The organism is Parendozoicomonas haliclonae, from assembly GCF_900174585.1.
Lineage (GTDB): Bacteria > Pseudomonadota > Gammaproteobacteria > Pseudomonadales > Endozoicomonadaceae > Sansalvadorimonas > Sansalvadorimonas haliclonae.
Window position 1 is genome coordinate 25,721 of the sequence record NZ_FWPT01000016.1, and the last position, 16,857, is coordinate 42,577.

At 48.5% G+C, this 16,857-nt stretch carries 13 protein-coding genes; 4 read left to right on the top strand and 9 right to left on the bottom strand.

Translation table 11 applies throughout. The annotated features are described in order from the left end of the window. Positions 1 to 49: 49 nt before the first annotated feature. The gene (locus EHSB41UT_RS22950; protein ID WP_087113204.1) at positions 50 to 1,357 is read right to left on the bottom strand and encodes an ABC transporter substrate-binding protein; all 1,308 of its coding nucleotides are present in this window, start codon (positions 1,355 to 1,357) and stop codon (positions 50 to 52) included. Next, positions 1,347 to 2,417, bottom strand: coding sequence for an ABC transporter ATP-binding protein (locus tag EHSB41UT_RS22955; RefSeq protein ID WP_087113205.1), 1,071 nt, complete (start codon positions 2,415 to 2,417; stop codon positions 1,347 to 1,349). Before EHSB41UT_RS22955 ends, EHSB41UT_RS22950 begins: the two co-directional genes overlap by 11 nt. 467 nt (positions 2,418 to 2,884) lie before the next feature. Between EHSB41UT_RS22955 and EHSB41UT_RS22960 the strand changes: the two genes are divergently transcribed. Continuing rightward, positions 2,885 to 5,146 carry a pepsin-like aspartic protease gene (locus EHSB41UT_RS22960; RefSeq protein ID WP_165767382.1) on the top strand — a complete coding sequence of 754 codons (2,262 nt, stop codon included), beginning with the start codon at positions 2,885 to 2,887 and terminating at the stop codon, positions 5,144 to 5,146. Positions 5,147 to 5,239: 93 nt separating this feature from the next. Here the strand turns inward: EHSB41UT_RS22960 and EHSB41UT_RS22965 are convergent, their stop codons facing one another. The 3 genes from EHSB41UT_RS22965 to EHSB41UT_RS22975 are packed head-to-tail and all read right to left on the bottom strand — an operon-like array spanning position 5,240 to position 7,035. Then, positions 5,240 to 5,818: an FMN-dependent NADH-azoreductase gene (locus tag EHSB41UT_RS22965; RefSeq protein WP_278248171.1), complete on the bottom strand. Its 579-nt coding sequence runs from the start codon at positions 5,816 to 5,818 to the stop codon at positions 5,240 to 5,242. A 49-nt stretch (positions 5,819 to 5,867) separates the two neighbouring features. Next, on the bottom strand, positions 5,868 to 6,563 hold the full coding sequence (locus EHSB41UT_RS22970) for a pirin family protein (protein WP_087113207.1): 696 nt from the start codon (positions 6,561 to 6,563) through the stop codon (positions 5,868 to 5,870). A 28-nt stretch (positions 6,564 to 6,591) separates the two neighbouring features. Continuing rightward, complete coding sequence (locus EHSB41UT_RS22975) at positions 6,592 to 7,035, bottom strand: DoxX family protein (protein WP_087113208.1); 444 nt, start codon at positions 7,033 to 7,035, stop codon at positions 6,592 to 6,594. 148 nt (positions 7,036 to 7,183) lie between these two features. Between EHSB41UT_RS22975 and EHSB41UT_RS22980 the strand changes: the two genes are divergently transcribed. Further along, positions 7,184 to 8,089, top strand: coding sequence for a LysR family transcriptional regulator (locus EHSB41UT_RS22980; RefSeq protein WP_087113209.1), 906 nt, complete (start codon positions 7,184 to 7,186; stop codon positions 8,087 to 8,089). A 67-nt stretch (positions 8,090 to 8,156) separates the two neighbouring features. On the opposite strand, the gene EHSB41UT_RS22985 is transcribed toward EHSB41UT_RS22980, so the two are convergent. Continuing rightward, entirely contained in the window at positions 8,157 to 8,738 is a 582-nt protein-coding gene (locus EHSB41UT_RS22985) for a hypothetical protein (protein WP_087113210.1), read from the bottom strand. A gap of 279 nt (positions 8,739 to 9,017) precedes the next feature. Between EHSB41UT_RS22985 and EHSB41UT_RS22990 the strand changes: the two genes are divergently transcribed. After that, a complete protein-coding gene (locus EHSB41UT_RS22990) occupies positions 9,018 to 10,034 on the top strand; it encodes a threonine aldolase family protein (RefSeq protein ID WP_087113211.1) in 1,017 nt (338 codons plus the stop codon). Positions 10,035 to 10,736: 702 nt separating this feature from the next. Then, complete coding sequence (locus EHSB41UT_RS22995; RefSeq protein WP_087113212.1) at positions 10,737 to 13,310, top strand: CehA/McbA family metallohydrolase; 2,574 nt, start codon at positions 10,737 to 10,739, stop codon at positions 13,308 to 13,310. 66 nt (positions 13,311 to 13,376) lie between these two features. Here EHSB41UT_RS22995 and EHSB41UT_RS24545 read toward each other — a convergent pair whose 3' ends face one another. From EHSB41UT_RS24545 to EHSB41UT_RS23005, 3 genes are all read right to left on the bottom strand, one after another. Then, positions 13,377 to 14,411, bottom strand: coding sequence for a hypothetical protein (locus EHSB41UT_RS24545; protein ID WP_133060641.1), 1,035 nt, complete (start codon positions 14,409 to 14,411; stop codon positions 13,377 to 13,379). 508 nt (positions 14,412 to 14,919) lie between these two features. After that, complete coding sequence (locus tag EHSB41UT_RS23000; RefSeq protein ID WP_087113213.1) at positions 14,920 to 15,525, bottom strand: short chain dehydrogenase; 606 nt, start codon at positions 15,523 to 15,525, stop codon at positions 14,920 to 14,922. 12 nt (positions 15,526 to 15,537) lie between these two features. Continuing rightward, positions 15,538 to 16,743, bottom strand: a complete 1,206-nt coding sequence (locus EHSB41UT_RS23005; protein WP_133060642.1) for a hypothetical protein — start codon at positions 16,741 to 16,743, stop codon at positions 15,538 to 15,540. Positions 16,744 to 16,857 lie beyond the last annotated feature (114 nt).

Genomic DNA, 16,857 nt, shown 5'->3' on the forward strand with positions numbered 1-16,857 from the left:
CGGGAAAAGCTATTCGGAAGCTGGTCCAGACTCAAACGTTTAAAGCCTATTAACGGTAACGCTTGAGAATACGATCAGCCTGACTCTGGGCAGAAGACAAAGCCGCCTGGGCGTCCTTCTCACCGGTCAGTACCGCCTGAATCGCATCATCCAGCAGCTTACGTACACGGCCAGCCTGGTGAGTAGACAGTTCAGCTGTCGCATACTTCAGCTGATCACGAGCGACAGCCGCCGCCGGGAACTTCTGAACATAGTCGTACAGGGACGCCGTCTTATAAGCATCTTCACTCACGCCCATATAGCCGGTGGCCTTACTCCAGGAGGCAGCCTGCTCAGGTGCCGTCATATACTTGATCAAACGCATAGCGGCCTGCTTCTCAGCATCAGACGACTTCTTGAAGATATAGAAGTTACCGCCACCAGTCGGGGAACCGAACTCCTTCTGGGCTGGCAGCATAGCCACACCAAAATCAAACTTGGCATTCTTCTTCACCGCAGTCAGGTTACCAGTGGAGTGCCACATCATTGCGGTCTTACCTTCCAGGAAATTCTGGCGCAGGGTCCCCCACTCCACAGTGCCTTCCGGCATAATCTGGTGCTTGCTGCCCAGGTCTTTCCAGAAGCTCAGAGCCTCTACAACACCCGGCTTATCAAAGAACGTCTTAGTACCATCCTGACTCATCAGCACTTCACCGTTCTGCTTGGTCAGAGCGCCAAACATCCAGTAAGGGTAACCCGTCGATGGAATCATCGCGCCCCACTGGCTCACTTTGCCACTGGCATCACGTTTAGTCAGCTTCTTACCGGCAGCGACCAGCTCATCCCAGGACTTGGGTGGCGTTTCTGGGTCGAGGCCGGCAGCACGGAAGGCATCCTTGTTGTAATACATCACAATGGTGGAACGCTGGAACGGAATACCGTAAGTCTTGCCGTTCACCTTACCGTTCTGCATCAGCGTCGGGTAGAAACTGCTCAGCCACTGCTTCTCTTCCGGGGTTTTCACCAGATCATCAAAAGCGACAATGGCATCCTGCCCCATCAACTCATGAACATCGATGGAGAACATGACGGAGAGCTGGGCCGGCTTGCCGCTCTTGAGAGCCGCCAGCGCTTTAACCCGCGCATCATTGTAGTTACCGGCATAGATAGCACTCACATCAATATCCGGGTTTTTCTGCTCAAAGCCTTCGATCAGGCCATCAACAACCTTGGTCAGCGGACCGCCAACAGCCACCGGGTAGTACATGGTCAGCTCAGTCTTCTGGGCCTGAACGGCCGTGGAAAGACCAACCGCTGCGACAGTCGCAGCCAATACACGTCCCACTTGTGACAAGCGGCGCGGAAGTTTACGCAACATGATCAGTTTCCCTTTGTTCCTGGTTCTGTGTTGTGTGAGAGGAGGTCAGGCTCTTGCCTGTTTGACGACAAAATCTGTGGACTTCCTGATCAGGCCAGCTGATCACCACAGCTTGTTTAGTGCTGAGACGCTGATGACCGGGCACCCTGACCTGCAGGGCATGATCATCACATCCATCTTGATAGCGCAGCTGAATCAGGGTGTCGGAGCCCATATAATCGCAGCCGACCACAGTCGCCTGCTTAGCAGGGCCACTGTGTTGGATATCAGGTTCACTGGTCAGCGTCAGAGTAATATGCTCAGGGCGAATACCCTCGATAACTTCCGTTCCTTCCAGCAGATTCATCGGAGGCGCCCCAATAAAGCGTGCAACAAAGGTTGTAGCTGGCTGGCTGTAGAGTTCTTCCGGTCGACCGCCCTGCTCTATCTGACCATTGTTCATCAGCAAGATACGATCAGCCATGCTCATCGCTTCGGTCTGGTCATGGGTCACATAAAGCACACTCATTCCCAGCCTCTGCTGCAGAGCACGCAGCTCGGTACGCATCTCCGCCCGCAGCTTGGCATCCAGATTGGACAAAGGCTCATCCATCAAACACAGGCGGGCTTCAGAGACAATCGCCCGCGCCAGCGCCACTCGCTGACACTGACCACCAGACAGCTGCCCCGGCTTTTTATTCAGATGATCCCCCAGATCCACCAGCTCGACGGCAAAGTTCAGGCGACGAGTCTGCTCGGCCCCCTTCACACCACGAACCTGCAAACCAAACAAAATATTGTCGCGAACACTCAAATGAGGAAACAACGCATAGGATTGAAACACCATCGCCAGCTCACGCTTGCCGGGTGCCAAACGGGTAATATCATTATTATTGAGAAGAATCTGACCACTGTCCGGTGTTTCCAGACCAGCGATCATGCGCAAGGTGGTGGACTTTCCACAGCCCGAAGGGCCAAGCAGGGCAACAAACTCTCCGGATTCAACAGAGAAGTTGATTCCATCAGCAGCGGGCTTTTCGCCCCAGGATTTATGCAGGCTACAAACTTCAAGACGACTCATTAGCTGACTTTATTGTTTTATTAGTGTCACGAACACTAAATCAGCTTTATGACAGTTCTGCAAACAAATTATGACAAACGGATGACAGGCCATAATTGCCCCATCCGGTATTTCTGCAGGTCATCCTCGAAGGAATGGATGTCACGTGTGTTGGCGTGAGCGTTTAAAGTCACTGGCCATAAAGTGGGACTGATGCCCTAAATCCGGGAGCTGGCGAGAACTGCAACGTTGCACTATAAAATCTTCGCAGCCTGCATGGACAAATACAATTCATCAAGTGCTTGAAGTCTTTGGTTCGTACCGCAGACAAGTCGAAATTATTGTGGCCGCTGGTTACCCGGCACATTGCTCGAACAAAGAAGATCTGGGGACGTACAGTGAAAAGAGGGTTGATACTTTTTCTATGCCTTATCTCAATAAACAGTCTGGCTGGAGGTGGTAAATCCTTTCAAAAAACAGCAATGTACATGCAAATCTTTAATCAAACGGCAGTGAATCATACACTTGGAACCAATGGAATAAATCAGCATCACAACCGCTCAAATTCATCGGTCGATGTTCGGGACGGGCATAATAATCCTATACGCCCGTCACTAGACGGGCCGAAAGGTATTGCAAAGCCAAAAAATTATCTTCCCTCACAACAAACCGGGAAACCGCAGGTTGGCGTTGATCGTGGACAGTTTCTGATCAATCAATTGTCTCGCAGGACAGAAACAGGTCATGCACATGAGAGACGACCTGAATACTTACATCTAACTATTAACAAAAACCCTTCAGCCAACGTCCCTACACATGGCAATCAACAAACATCTATCATTGATATAAAAACCAAAAGAAGACAAATAAAATCCAGAAAACATGAAACAAAATACAAAAAATGGCAGTCCCATCAATTTGAAATAAAGGAAGAACTGACAGAGATGGCTTCTGATTTCTCAGATCTATCTCTTGATCGAGACGACGGTACAAATCATCAAGACTCGCTTTATTTGCAAAAGAAAAAAAAGCGTAAGGCAAGGGGTACTCTCAACCCAAAAGCGTCTTCCGATACGGCACAAACGGAAATGTGCGAATTCCCTCCAATGCCTGAACCGACTGCAGGACATCGAGCGGATGAGAAATCAGAATATTCCCATATTAGCGAGGCATGCAAAGGAACACTTACACCAACCGATTACGGTGAGATAGAGGGAGAACTGATCGGTGACAGTGATGTTGCGTTCCCCCGCAATGGCAGCATAAAACTCTATACCGATTGGAACTATTCTCCGCATCTCATTTTAGCTGTAGGAAAAACAGCGGATGGGAAACCCCAACAAGTCAAAACCATTCTTGATACAGGAAGTACCTATCCATTGATGGCGGGAAAAAAATCTAAACACTCAAAGCAGGTATATGTTGAGGATGATTCCACCACTGCACATAAAACAGGCATCTATTTCAGTGGCGCTTACGGACTCACCAAAGACTCCAGATCGTGGAGTGGTCATCAAGTCAGTGATCTGCTTGCTTTTGGAGAATACGAACCTCACAGGAGAAAATTCTTTGTGCAGGATCATGGGTCAAACAAGGGCTCGGTTTTTGGATTTGATACTCAGATAGGCTCCGGGTGGAATGAATTAAAAAACACTAAAGGAATTGGTGATAGTTTCTGGTTAACACTGTGTAATAGTCACTTGGGTGAAGAGAGTGTTGAATTTTCAGGATCTCTAGCATTCAGTGAAGATGCCATTACGAATGGAGGAAATCAGCAAACAACACCACTCTATCTTGAATCAAGTTACTCAAAACAGTTTTTTTCTTCTGGTGTCATTGGTTCCTATCCTGTCGAACTGGTTGATATTGAAGTTAACGGTACCCGGTTTCATGACACCTGCTGGAAAATGAATGGATATCGCATGACTATGGTCGATACGGGAACGCCGGGACTGTTTCTGCCAGAAGATATGTATCAAAAGACTACCCAAATTTTAAAAGACCACATCAGGCAGCTTCACAATATTAAAATTCATGATGATTTTTTTGATAAGAGAAGTGCTCAAGCCGTTACACTTGAACAATATAAATACATTATGAATAACCTTCCTTCCATTCGCCTGGGCTTCAGACAAAAAGGAGGTGATGCTCAGGGTGTCTGGATTGAAATCCCTCCACAAAATTACATTTGGACAACAACGGCGACAACCCTTCATGGACACCTGCACTCCGTCTACATATACAATGCGTTGTCAGCAATTAATCCGCTAATGGACCCCACACTGGCAGGAACAGCCGTTTTAAACGGATACAGATTTCATTTTGATCCAGAGAATGGCCGTATTGGCGTTGCCAAAGCGGGATGTAATTCATTTTCACAGGAATTCAGCGAATCACTCGGTGTTGAAAGCTATGACATAGAGGGAGGACGTGGAAGCTGTACCGGGCCCCTAGCCGGATCGGTACTCGCTATTTACGCAATAGGCGCTTGTGCGTGCTGCTCATGTTGCGGGTGTATTGGCATCGCATGCAAAAAATGTTTATGCAAAAGAAAGAAAAAAAGTTCAGCTCTGCAGGGTGACGATCAATCCTTGAGCATTAATATCACCACTGACGAGAACAACAATGACGAAAGTTTGCCTCTTCTCGATGAAAATTCTTCAGGCCTATCTGATTATCAAACTATAGATAGATCTGAGTCTCTGCCTACATTGCCCCCTATTCATATTGAGTTTGGCAATGGGCATTAAATAACTCAAAACCGAGCACCATTAATGCCAAAAGCCAGCCTCATCAGCCTTATTAGGTTGATAAGACTGATGAGGCGGGCTCTTTGCAGGATTCTATACCAGGGCTTGCTTCAGAGCCTCCACAGCATTCGCATGATTCTCTGCAGCCAACTCACCGCCCATGGCATGGGCTTCAGAATAGATAAAATCCACATCGGTCAAACCGATAAAGCCCAACATAGTTTTCAGGTAACCGGTGACATGATCACGATCTGAGCCAACATGAATTCCACCACGGGTGGTCACCACAATCACCTTCTTGTTCTCAATCAGACCAACCGGTCCGGTTTCGGTGTACCTAAAGGTCACACCTGCCCGGGCAATAATATCCAGGTAATTTTTCAGCTGGGTTGGAATCATAAAGTTATACATCGGAGCAGTGATGACTACAGTATCTGCTGTTTTCAACTCAGCAATCAGCTCATCGGAGAAGTCCAATACCGCCTGCTGTTCATCGGTCAGACTGTCACCACCACGCAAGGCATTGGCAACACTGGCATCCAGAACCGGAACAGTGTCGACAGCCAGATCACGCACCTTCGCTTCAGGCAATTCAGCAATAACCTGCTCGATGACCTTGTTGGACTGGGAGTATTCACCAAGGATGCTGGATTTCAGAATAAGTGTGCTCATAATTATGTCCTTATCTTGCTTTGTTTTTGGTGTTGTCTGCCAAATCGTCTCAAGGCAGATCAAAAATAAGTGTCAGAGTTTTTTTGTCCGAGGTATTAGTGATCAGCAACGTACTTTCCTGCTCGACTCTTGCCCCATCGCCGGACTGAATCAGGGCATCGTCTGCCTGAACCTCACCCCGTACCTGATGCAGATAAACCCGCCGTTGGTCTGTAATTGCAAGGTGATGATTCTGCCCCGGCTCCAGAATCAACTGATGCAGTGATGCATCCTGCCTGATCGTGAGTGAGCCCTGCTCTCCGGATGGAGAGATCACCGTCGTCAAGCCACTGTGACTGCCGAAGTTTTTCTGCTGATAGCCGGGTTGGGTGCCGTATACATCCGGCTCAATCCAGATCTGCAGAAAACGAAGCTTGTCGCTTTGCGAAACGTTATATTCGCTATGGCTGATACCACGGCCTGCGGACATCAGCTGGAACTCACCGGCAGGCAAGGACTGTCGATTACCTTCACTGTCCTTATGCTCCATCACGCCTTCCAGAACATAACTGATAATTTCCATATTCTGGTGAGAGTGAGTATCGAATCCGGCACCACCGGCAACAACATCGTCGTTAATCACTCGCAGGGCCGAGAACCCCATCTGCTCCGGATCGTAATAGTGGCCAAAGGAAAAGGTATGGCGACTGTCGAGCCAGCCAAACTGTGCCCGCCCCCGATCCTGTGCTTTTCTGAGTGTCAGCATCCCCTCGCCTCCTGATAAGGGCTCTGGATTAAACCAGAGCCTTGTTGATGGCCTTGTCTGCACTCAGTCGGCCACCGCCACTGATCAGCAGAGAAACGCTGGCAGCCAACAGTGCCAGGCCAAACTCATAGCCTCCATTAGACATGAACAGCCCCTTCTCAAAATGCACAACAAAGATGGCAACAAGCATGGTGATCGCGGTAACCAGTGCCGCTGGGCGGGTCAACAGGCCCAACAGCAGGAACAGACCACCAAAGAATTCACCGGAACCTGCCAGCAGCGCCATCAAATAGCCGGGCTCCAAACCAATAGATGCCATCCAGCCACCGGTCCCCTCCAGACCGTAACCACCAAACCAGCCAAACAGTTTCTGGGCACCGTGAGCCATAAAGATGATGCCAACGGGAATACGCAGGGCCAGAGTCTCGAAGCCGGCCCGGGAGTCTGTCAGTTGCTTGATCAGTGCTTTCATGCTCTTATTTCTCTCAATCTTGTTGGAATGTTTTGATTGTTTGAATTGCTTGTGGCTTAAGTCTATTGGGACTTTTAAAATCGAGAAATCAGAACATTTTGAGCACAACATTCAAATTATTTGAATAATTACCGAGCGGACTATTTCCATGCTGCATGCCATCACTCTGGAAGCCCTGAAAGCACTGGATGCCATTGACCGTAAAGGCAGCTTTGCTGCGGCAGCAGAGTCGCTGCACAAGGTCCCTTCGGCACTGACCTACACCATAAAGAAGCTGGAAGACGAGCTGGGCAGCCCCTTGTTCGACCGCTCCCAGCACCGTGCCCAGCTCACTCCGGCCGGGCAGCTGATGCTGGAACGGGGGCGGGATATCCTGAAAGCGACCTACCATATGGTCGAATCAGTACATCAACTGGAAACCGGATGGGAAACCCATCTGCGTATTGCCCGGGACACCATTATTCCCAGCGCGCCGATCTTTGAAGCAGTGGCCGCCTTTAATCAGTTAGGGCATCAGATTGATTTCAGCCTGACCGTGGAGTCCCTTGGTGGTGGCTGGGATGCCCTGCATAGCCAGCGGACGGATATTGTGATTGGGGCACTGGGAGAAATCCCACGGGGGATGTACCGCACACGGTTAATGGCCAACAACAATTTTATCTTTACCGTGGCCCGCCACCATCCTCTTGCCGACTTTGAAGGCGTACTGAACCCTGATGATCTGGACCCTTATCCAGCCATTGTGATTCCAGACAGTTCACAGCTGCTGCCCAGCCGGGATGCCGGTCTGGTAAATACCCGCCAGATTATTCGGGTGGATACGATAGAAAACAAAATTGCCGCACAGCTTATGGGGCTGGGGATTGGTTTCCTTCCAAGACATCTCATTCAGGAACATCTGGAGAGCGGTGCGCTGGTCGAGAAGACCTGTTATCTACCAGGCTCAGGTGCCGCCATGTATATCGCCTGGCGCGGCGATCAGGAAGGCAAAGCCCTGCAATGGTTTATTGATTACTTCTCGAATGTGGACTGGCAGGGGATTTTGAAGGGCTAGGGTCTGTTATCAATTAATAACACAAACCCGCCAGCGGCGGGTTTGTACGTGTAGAAGTCTGATTCCGTTAAGCGGCTTCAGTCTCTTCGGAAGCCTGCTTCTCCAGCTCCTTGATCTTCTCCTGCGCCTGCTCCAGCTCTTTTTTCAAAGAGTCCATCTCCGATTTACGGGTACGGGCAAGACGGGCGGATTCGGTCAGTTGCTTTTTGAGGTCCTTGGCTTCTTTCTGGGCCTGGGCAGCCTGCTTCACCTTCTTGTCTGGTTCCATATGACGCAGACGCTTCAGTTCAGCCTGATCCTTCTTACCTTCCTGGATCTGATCCTGAAGGTTCTTTTCCAGCGTTTCGATCTTACGGGCCTGCTTGGCGTTGTCCTTCTCCAGCGTCTCGATGCGGGTTGTCGCTTCTTCAAACTGGGTATTCAGGCGGGTCGTCTCGGTCTGGCTCTTGTTCGCCATGGCTTTCTGGTCAGAGTTTTCGCTGGCCATCACCTGAAGCTGCTTCTGGGCGCGTTTCAGGTCTTCCTGGAGCGTATCAAGCTTCTGCTGGAACTGGGCACGAACTTTATCTTCGCAGGTTTGGTAGAACTCTAGCCGGTACTCAATAACGGCATTCAGATCCGCTTCGAGCTCCTTTTCTCTGTTAAGCACTTAAAACAACACTCCTCTATTTGTAAATAGACTGTTATGTATAGAACGTGCATTGATTGCGGCGGCTTACTATATCAAATACAGAAAAAAAGTGTGCCACTCAAATCAATAACAGGCCGCCTCAATGTTACAGAGCCATCACAATTTCGCCTGCTCATGACAAATCACTATAGACAATGCAGCCACAGCCGGCGAAGTTCGCGAAAAAACATTCGTTTCTCTGTTCACCGAAATCTTACATTCCATTACTCTGCACCTTTTTCCTGAAGGCCGCTCACCATGATCTCGTTTGCCAGTGATAACTGCGCCTCTGCCCTGCCCGAAGTGCTGGCCAGCCTCTCCGAAGCCAACCATGGCCACATGCCTGCATACGGGGCCGACCCGGTCACTGAACGGGCTGTCGCCTTAATAAGACAGTCACTGAATACCGAGGCTCCTGTCTATTTTGTCGGCACGGGAACCGCAGCCAATGTACTGGCCCTGAAGGCGATGGTACTGGATTACCAGAGCATCATCGCCCCGGACACAGCTCATATCATGACTCACGAGGTGGGCGCCCCCGCTCACCTGACCGGCTCCATGATCCTGACCCGTCCCAACACACTGGGCAAAATAACCCCGGACGATATCCGGGCTCTGCACCGTGGCGAAACGGCCTGGGGACGTCACTCCACCGAGCCAAAGGTGGTCAGCATCAGCCAGCCCACCGAGTTTGGCACTGTGTACACACTGGAAGAGCTGGCCGCGATTCGTGCGACCTGTGATGAACTGAGCCTCTACCTGCACATGGACGGCTGTCGTCTGTACAATGCCGCAGCAACGCTGGGCTGCACATTGGCCGATCTGGCAGGCTTTGCCGATATTCTCTGTCTTGGTGGCACCAAAGCCGGGTTAATGTTTGGAGAGGCGCTGGTGTTTATCAATCCACAACTGGCGGATAATTTTGATCGTCGGCAGAAGCTGGGCCTGCAGCTGATGTCCAAGATGCGCTATGTCTCCGCCCAGTTTGAAGCCCTGTTTACTAACGATCTCGGCCTGAAAGCCGCCCACCATGCCAATGCCATGAGTCTGCGTTTGTGGGAAGGTCTGCAGCAATACGGTGCAAAAGCCGCTTATCCCGTCGAGAGTAACCAACTGTTTGTCACTCTTCCCAAGCAGGCTATCCCGCACCTGCAGCAGGCTTACCCATTCTATGTTTACGATCAGGAGCGAGGACTAGTGAGGCTGATTACCTCACACGATACCCATCCTGAACATGTCGACAGCTTCCTTGCTCTACTGAGAAAGTATGCCTAAAGGGTCACGCCAACCAGATTAGAGATACTGTTAACTGAAGGATTCCCAAGTCGTTACAGCCTAACTGATCGTACCGACTTGCGAATCTTCGGAATCACTCCAGCTTCTGGAAAAAGCTTTCAACCAGATTACGCGCCTTATTCAACACACGAGAACAGGATCCTGGCTGCAACCTTTCTCATATTTGATGAATAATTAAAAATGATTTCTGCCTCCCCCTTTTAAAACGCCCCCAGAACTTTCTTACACTCCAATCGCCTAACTCCCGAACAGCCTGTACAAAATTTAAGCAACATTTAACAAAAACACTCAAAATACGACACAAGTCAACGAACACTTTGCTGATTCACTATTACTATAACGGCATAGTCCTCTCGCGAGAGTTGGATCAGGAGCTGATGGTAATGTTGTCTTCTGTGTTTGAACCCGAAAGACATAGCCTCGTATCTTTTAGTTTCTTAATGGCAGATTAGCGAGATAGCCAAGACCCAACCCGATGCAATTCTATTGGTAATTATGGATGAGCCCATCCTCATACCCGATAGAAAGATTGATCAATCACCTTTTCCTTATTAACAAACTTTTTTGATTGAAATGAGTTCTTTTATTCAATTCAAAGAACTTGTCTTCACAAAAGATCACTTTAGACTCATTTAGCGTTTCAAAATGAAGAAGTTAGACAGAAGAAAGTTTTTAAAATCCATGTCCGTGGTGACCGCAGCTGGCGTCACCGTTATTTCTTTACCCGGCTGTGCAACAGCGCTGAATAAATTTGGCAAGAGCAATAGTCAAGAGGGTGTGCGTCCACTTGATACCCCTTATCTTGGCAAAGGGCTGATCATTGCATCACTTGGCCAACTGGCATCTCAAGGCATCATCCGCGAAGGGGAAAGTCTGATTCCCGGCGGCGACGCCCTCAAGTCCAAAGATATCATCATTGCCAACGATAAAATCGCCATTACCGTGGGCGTGCTCTCCCCGGATCCATGGGGCTATCCCGTAGGCTCTGTGCTGGATATGGCGCAGGTAAGCGGTACCATTCAAAACAATGTGGCAGACAGCTTTAAATCCGGCCATCTTGTAGCAAGCGATGACCGTCTCTGGGATATGCGCCTGCTGATGAATAGCTGGGACTCCTGGGGCCCTTCAAACTGTGGCACGCCAACTTTTGAAATCGTTGAGAACTACACGTTCGATAATACCTCCGCTGCCAATCCTGCACTGAAAGTCTCGCTTGAATACAAAGAGAACTCAGCGGCCGATCCGCAGACCTTTACCGATCCTTTGATTATTGAAACATACTACTCACTTGCTCCGGGTGATGATTATGTCAAGGTCAAATCGCTGATTATTAACAACACCGCGAAGACATTTAAGTCCCGTGCGACCGGCTATAACTTCAGCAGTAAATCCACCAGCCTGACTTCACCAGGCAGAACGGTTTACAACGAAAATAACCAGAAAGCACAAAACGACTTTATCGCCATCTACAACCCGGAATACACCAACGGTCTTATCGTACCAGGTGTTGAAGATGTTTATGTGGGTACAGGCTATGCGGACTCTTATTCCACATATGATTACCTGCCTCTGACCCAGACCGAGATTGTCGCCTTTATGCGTACCGACGCTGTTCGGGATATCGCAAACACAACCGAACAGATGCTGGATATCAAAGGGGTACCGGCAAGTGAAAGGGTTGTAATTTCAGGCATACTTCTGGATGACGCCCAGAACCCGATTCCAAATGGTGTTGTCGGGGTTGAAAGAACTGATGGCAAGGCATGGACCTTTGTCACCTGGGTTGCTGCCAACCAAAATGGTGAGTACGAAGTACAGCTGAACAGACCAGGAAAGATTGATGAGTACAGACTCTACGGCATGGAAGAGAACTATGCCATCACTCCGGATTCTGAAAAGCTGGTTCTCTCCGGCGCAATGCCTGCAGGGGACAATGTGGCGATCAAGGCCGCTCCTCTGAAACTGAAGAAGACCGTTCCTGTTACCGTCAATGTGACTGATCAGAATGGAAACCCGCTCTACTCCAAGATTCAGGTTCTTGGCATCAAGCGAAATGTCGTTGACTACCTGGCAAACAACCTTTTCTTTACCGACTTTGACGGCAAGGGAAAGAATGTTGTTCTGGTGGCACCGGGTGAATTTGAGATTGAAGTCAGCAACGGTATCGACTTCTTCGCAAAAGGCGTTCGCTTCAAAGGCCATACCGACAAAGACACTCAGATTAATATCACTCTGGACTCCATCGGGGATTTGAGAAAAGAGGGATGGTACAACGCGGATTTACACCATCACGTCAACAAATCTGATGCCTGCACATCGCCTGAAAACTTTATTCGCTCCAACCTGGCAGCGGGTACCAGCATTGCGTTCACCTCGGATCATGACGACTCCAGTGCCAATATCGATGTCACCACACTGATCGGTAAGCACAAGCTGGATATCGAACACATACCGGCGGTAGAAATATCCGCGAGCTGGTCCCACTTCAACGTGGTTCCAAAATCCAAAAAAGCACGCGATTTCATGCTGGATCTCTCTGAGAAGACCGGTGGAAAATATAAGTTTGATCAGTATGATCTGTTCAAAAATATCGTGGATTCGGTTCATTCCAAAGATATGTACTTCATCGCCAACCACCCCTGGATCTCTTATGGCCTGTTTTACGCTGAAGAGCTGAATAAGGTTCCGGGTGGCTACTATGGTCAGTACGATCTGATCGAGCTGAACGCCGGTGTTTCCGAAGCGTCCAACATTAAGACAATGGAATCGGCCAGACAGCGCTGGACCAAAGCACTTTCAGGCGGGAAAAAGTACTTCCTCACCGGCTCCTCTGATACCCACGACGTATTGGATTCAACCGGAACCTACACCGGTTTGGCGAGAACCTTTGTCAAGGTGAACGATAAAGCCAATGTTCTGGATGCCTATGCAGAAGGGTTGGCACTGGGCCATGGTTACGCAAGTTATGGCCCTCTGATGTTCCCAAGCGATTCTCAGATGTTCGGAGAAACGTTCAAGGTGCAAAAAGGCGATCACTTTGAAATTTCCCTGCCGGTAAAATCGGTCAACGGAATTGCAAAGATTGAGATCTTTGGAAAAGAGGGTGTTGTGTCTACACAAAAGGTGAATAACGCTGCAGAGATGATCTTCACCCAGAACGTGAAAACCGATGTGGATAACTGGTATCAGGTGGTTGTGACCGACAGCAAGGGTAAGTCTGCATTTGCGAACCCTTACTTTGTGACCGTATCCTGAATATCTAAGCCGGATATTGCATGATATTTTGCTTGCCCTGCTTTCGGGCAGGGTAAGCAAAATCCCCTATACACTTCCAAAAAAGTTATGCACACCCCAATCATCATCACAACTGAGTCGTTTCAGATATCCTATTTGATCCCGCCAAAAATCGTTTGAAGACGTTACTTTTGAGAATCTTGGTTCTTGCAACACTCTTGAGTATCCGCATATTGCATCTTGGGCTAATGGCAGATCATTGAAATGAAACTCAAACAAATCTTTCTTTTCATCAAGCGTAACACCAGCTAACTCATTAATGCGATCATCAAAAAATGGAAAGTGATACTCTAATAGATTAGTCAGATTAATAACATTTATTCTAACAGAGTGAAGGGATAGTAAAGATTTCAATGTACCCATTTGATCCATGCTAAAAGCATTTACACAAACAGGAATGACTGAAATTCTTCTTGCAGAGGACCTAACTTGTGAAAGTCTACCTTCAGAAAAAAACGGATTGAATTCTTTTGTATGTTGTTTTGCATGAAAATAACCATCTTTGAATTCTTGTTTTGAGTCAATTGGGACAATTGAATGACTTATCCTTTCAAGATAGAGGTCTTCGGAAAGGCTTGAGTGAGTTGATTGTAGTTCTTCCAAACTTTTTACGACAACATTTAGCAAGCATGGATCATTGTCAAGCATTAAGACTGCATCACTTGAACGTTCCAGTTCGGGCAGGATAGAAGTTAAACAACTTTCACCCACCAGTAATGCTACGCGAATATATCTTTCTGGTGCAGGAGTATAACTTCTCACTGCATCCATAAATGTGTAGAAACTCTTACCGGAATAATTTGATGGGCTCTCGAACCGGCATGGGAAGTCATTGCAGTGCCAATAGTGCGGCAATCGACAAAAGGTATTTTCTCTATAATTATTATCGACTATTTTAGTATCAGGTAATGGAAACGTACGACGAATATCGTCACAAAACACCTTTACGCTCTTAGCCTTCTCCATTTTCTCCTTTGTTAATTCAGTGCCAGAAAGAGCATCTGAAACGTTGAGACTGCTTGTTGTATAAACACCTGTTCTTAATCCACTGGCAGCATGCATATCTTTATAACTATATAACTTCCTTATACCTTAAGATCATCAGTTTAAATTAAAGTTCCCCGTAAATATTTCTCATTAAAACGTTCATCACTATCCCAGAAAATAGATCAGTGAAAGCAGGCATAAATTTTTCCGCAAAAAATGGCATGTTAAGTCTCAGCGATGCACAGCCTCACCAGATTCGGATGACGTTTTGCAATGTGCCTCCGCAAAGCTGGAAAACCTTAATCTTTCTGACTGATAAAAAACCTTTATCAATCAGAAAGAATTAAATAATTTCATTAATCACAGCCCACACATTACTCTGTAAATGCCAAAGGGACGAACCAGAGATGAGGACACCGGCATGAACAAAACCGCTTCCCCCAGCAAGCAATCCCCTACTGTTACAACTTCACGCAAAGCTACTTGCTGCAATTTCAGCAACAACTATTATGGAGATCAGGTTTGCAACTTGAACTCCAACAATAAAGCCTTGGAAGCCGCAGACAAAGCTAACCGTTGACTGTTACTCCAGAAGCCGCAGGACCTCTCCGGTCCTGCTATCGCTTTGCAGCTGCACATAAAGCCGGGCGATCTGCATAGCCGGTACACCGGCGGCAGGGTCCTGCCCCATTGCGTCGAGGGTTTCAGAGATCCAGCCGGGAGAAACCGCGTTGATACATAGCTGATCATATTCCATTGCCGCGGAACGAACGGCACCCTCAATAGCAGCATTGGCTACGGTTCCCTGCCCGCTACCCGGTAGGGGCTCCTGAGCCAGCACACCTGTCGTCAGCGTTATATGACCACCTGGATTTAGTGAGACAGCCCCACAACGGATGACATTAATCTGCCCCATCAGCTTGTTGGCGACACTGAACGCCCAGTCGTCATCGGTAGCTTCCTGCCAACTGCCCCAGTTAAAAAGGCCTGCCGTACAGATCACGCCGTCAATGGGGCCGACACTATCGAACAACGAACGCAGCGAGTGAATATCGCTGATATCCGCTTTCAGATCAGTGGCCACCCTGGATACCGGCAATATTTCAACCGGTGATTCCTGCTCCTCAAACGCCTGCACAATATGACGACCAATCAACCCGGTTGCACCTATCACCATAACCCGTTGCATAATGGATACCTGTTACTCGTCGTAATAATCCCCGGTTTCCATGGGCGGATATTCATCAACACCATGGTAAAGAACATGATCAATCCTATCGTCACGGGAGCGACTCTTATGGTGTTTTCTGCTCCAGCTATCTTTTACTTTCTTACCCTTTGGCAACGACTCGCTCAAACCAACCACCCAGTTTTCTGCGACAATCTGATCAAACAGATCAGGGCTGCTGAGGCCCATCAAGACAACGGCAACCCACAAGGCCTCTTTCTCATCGGTGTCATCACTCGCCCTTTCCAAAAGCTCCATATACTCATGAAAAATACGGGCATAGCTTTCCATTCTTTTAGTAGGCTGGCGAAGCAGCGGCAACCACGCCTGAATAAAACTTAAATAATGCCTGCCCGATGAAGACAATTCAGACTCTAAGGCAGGGTCCTGCAGGATTAACTTCTCCAACTTCAACGCCACTGATTCCGGTTCTCCAATCGGCTCACTCTCTGAAATGATGTGCTCTCTCTCATCGTGCACATCACGAATTTCTCGGGCAAAAGTCAGCAACAACTTAAACGCATCGGAGACTGCAGTTTCGGGAGCAGGCATAACCCTGGCCAGCTCAACCTTGTCTTCCTCTGCTTTTTCATCAGCAAGAATTAATGCCTGTACTACAGTCTGTCGATCAGACCAGTCGATGCCTCGCTCCCTGAGCACTTTCATCAATGGCATCTTGTCGATTATGGTGCGCGTGAAAGGATAGGCCTGCATAAAGCGATCACAGGCATTGGCCTCATGGACAATGGGTAGCGCATCTGGCAGCTTGTGCTTCGATGTTTTCTCCCGGCTGCCATGCCCTCCCCGCTTATTCCCTTTACCGCCATGAGCAGGTTTGTCCTTATGATGGGAACGGCCTTTACTCGCTCCGATACTCGAGACTGAGGCGGCGTGTTTTTGAGTGCTTTTTTTCTTTTTGCAGGGTTGGCCGATACTATGTCCGCCGGGAGGATCTGACATTGAAGGCTGACGACTGATAGAAGGCGGAGCGCCCACAGGCCCACTGGATTCACCTTTGCCTGCCGCCCAGACATCCCCCATATTCGCTATAAAAAACAAGACCACCACTGCAGTACATCGACAACACTGTGCGTATTGTTTGGGCATTCGTTTTATTCTCTCTGCCGCGTCCTGACAACCAAGCACAGCAGAGTATAGATAGCATTTCTTTACCCGCACGGTGGTCCAGTAAAAAACCGCAGCTTACTGCTCAGTTTGAATCAGCAAGCTATGGCTTTATCGTGAAGGCATCAATGGATGATAAAAAGAGGGCGTGGTACTGTTGAAATTTTA

Coding starts and splice junctions, on each gene's coding strand:
- EHSB41UT_RS23000 (WP_087113213.1), bottom strand. CDS start 15,525: ATGCAACGGGTTATGGTGATAGGTGCAACCGGGTTGATTGGTCGTCAT.
- EHSB41UT_RS22950 (WP_087113204.1), bottom strand. CDS start 1,357: ATGTTGCGTAAACTTCCGCGCCGCTTGTCACAAGTGGGACGTGTATTG.
- EHSB41UT_RS22955 (WP_087113205.1), bottom strand. CDS start 2,417: ATGAGTCGTCTTGAAGTTTGTAGCCTGCATAAATCCTGGGGCGAAAAG.
- EHSB41UT_RS22960 (WP_165767382.1), top strand. CDS start 2,885: ATGCAAATCTTTAATCAAACGGCAGTGAATCATACACTTGGAACCAAT.
- EHSB41UT_RS22990 (WP_087113211.1), top strand. CDS start 9,018: ATGATCTCGTTTGCCAGTGATAACTGCGCCTCTGCCCTGCCCGAAGTG.
- EHSB41UT_RS22975 (WP_087113208.1), bottom strand. CDS start 7,035: ATGAAAGCACTGATCAAGCAACTGACAGACTCCCGGGCCGGCTTCGAG.
- EHSB41UT_RS22965 (WP_278248171.1), bottom strand. CDS start 5,818: ATGAGCACACTTATTCTGAAATCCAGCATCCTTGGTGAATACTCCCAG.
- EHSB41UT_RS24545 (WP_133060641.1), bottom strand. CDS start 14,411: ATGCATGCTGCCAGTGGATTAAGAACAGGTGTTTATACAACAAGCAGT.
- EHSB41UT_RS22970 (WP_087113207.1), bottom strand. CDS start 6,563: ATGCTGACACTCAGAAAAGCACAGGATCGGGGGCGGGCACAGTTTGGC.
- EHSB41UT_RS22980 (WP_087113209.1), top strand. CDS start 7,184: ATGCTGCATGCCATCACTCTGGAAGCCCTGAAAGCACTGGATGCCATT.
- EHSB41UT_RS22995 (WP_087113212.1), top strand. CDS start 10,737: ATGTCCGTGGTGACCGCAGCTGGCGTCACCGTTATTTCTTTACCCGGC.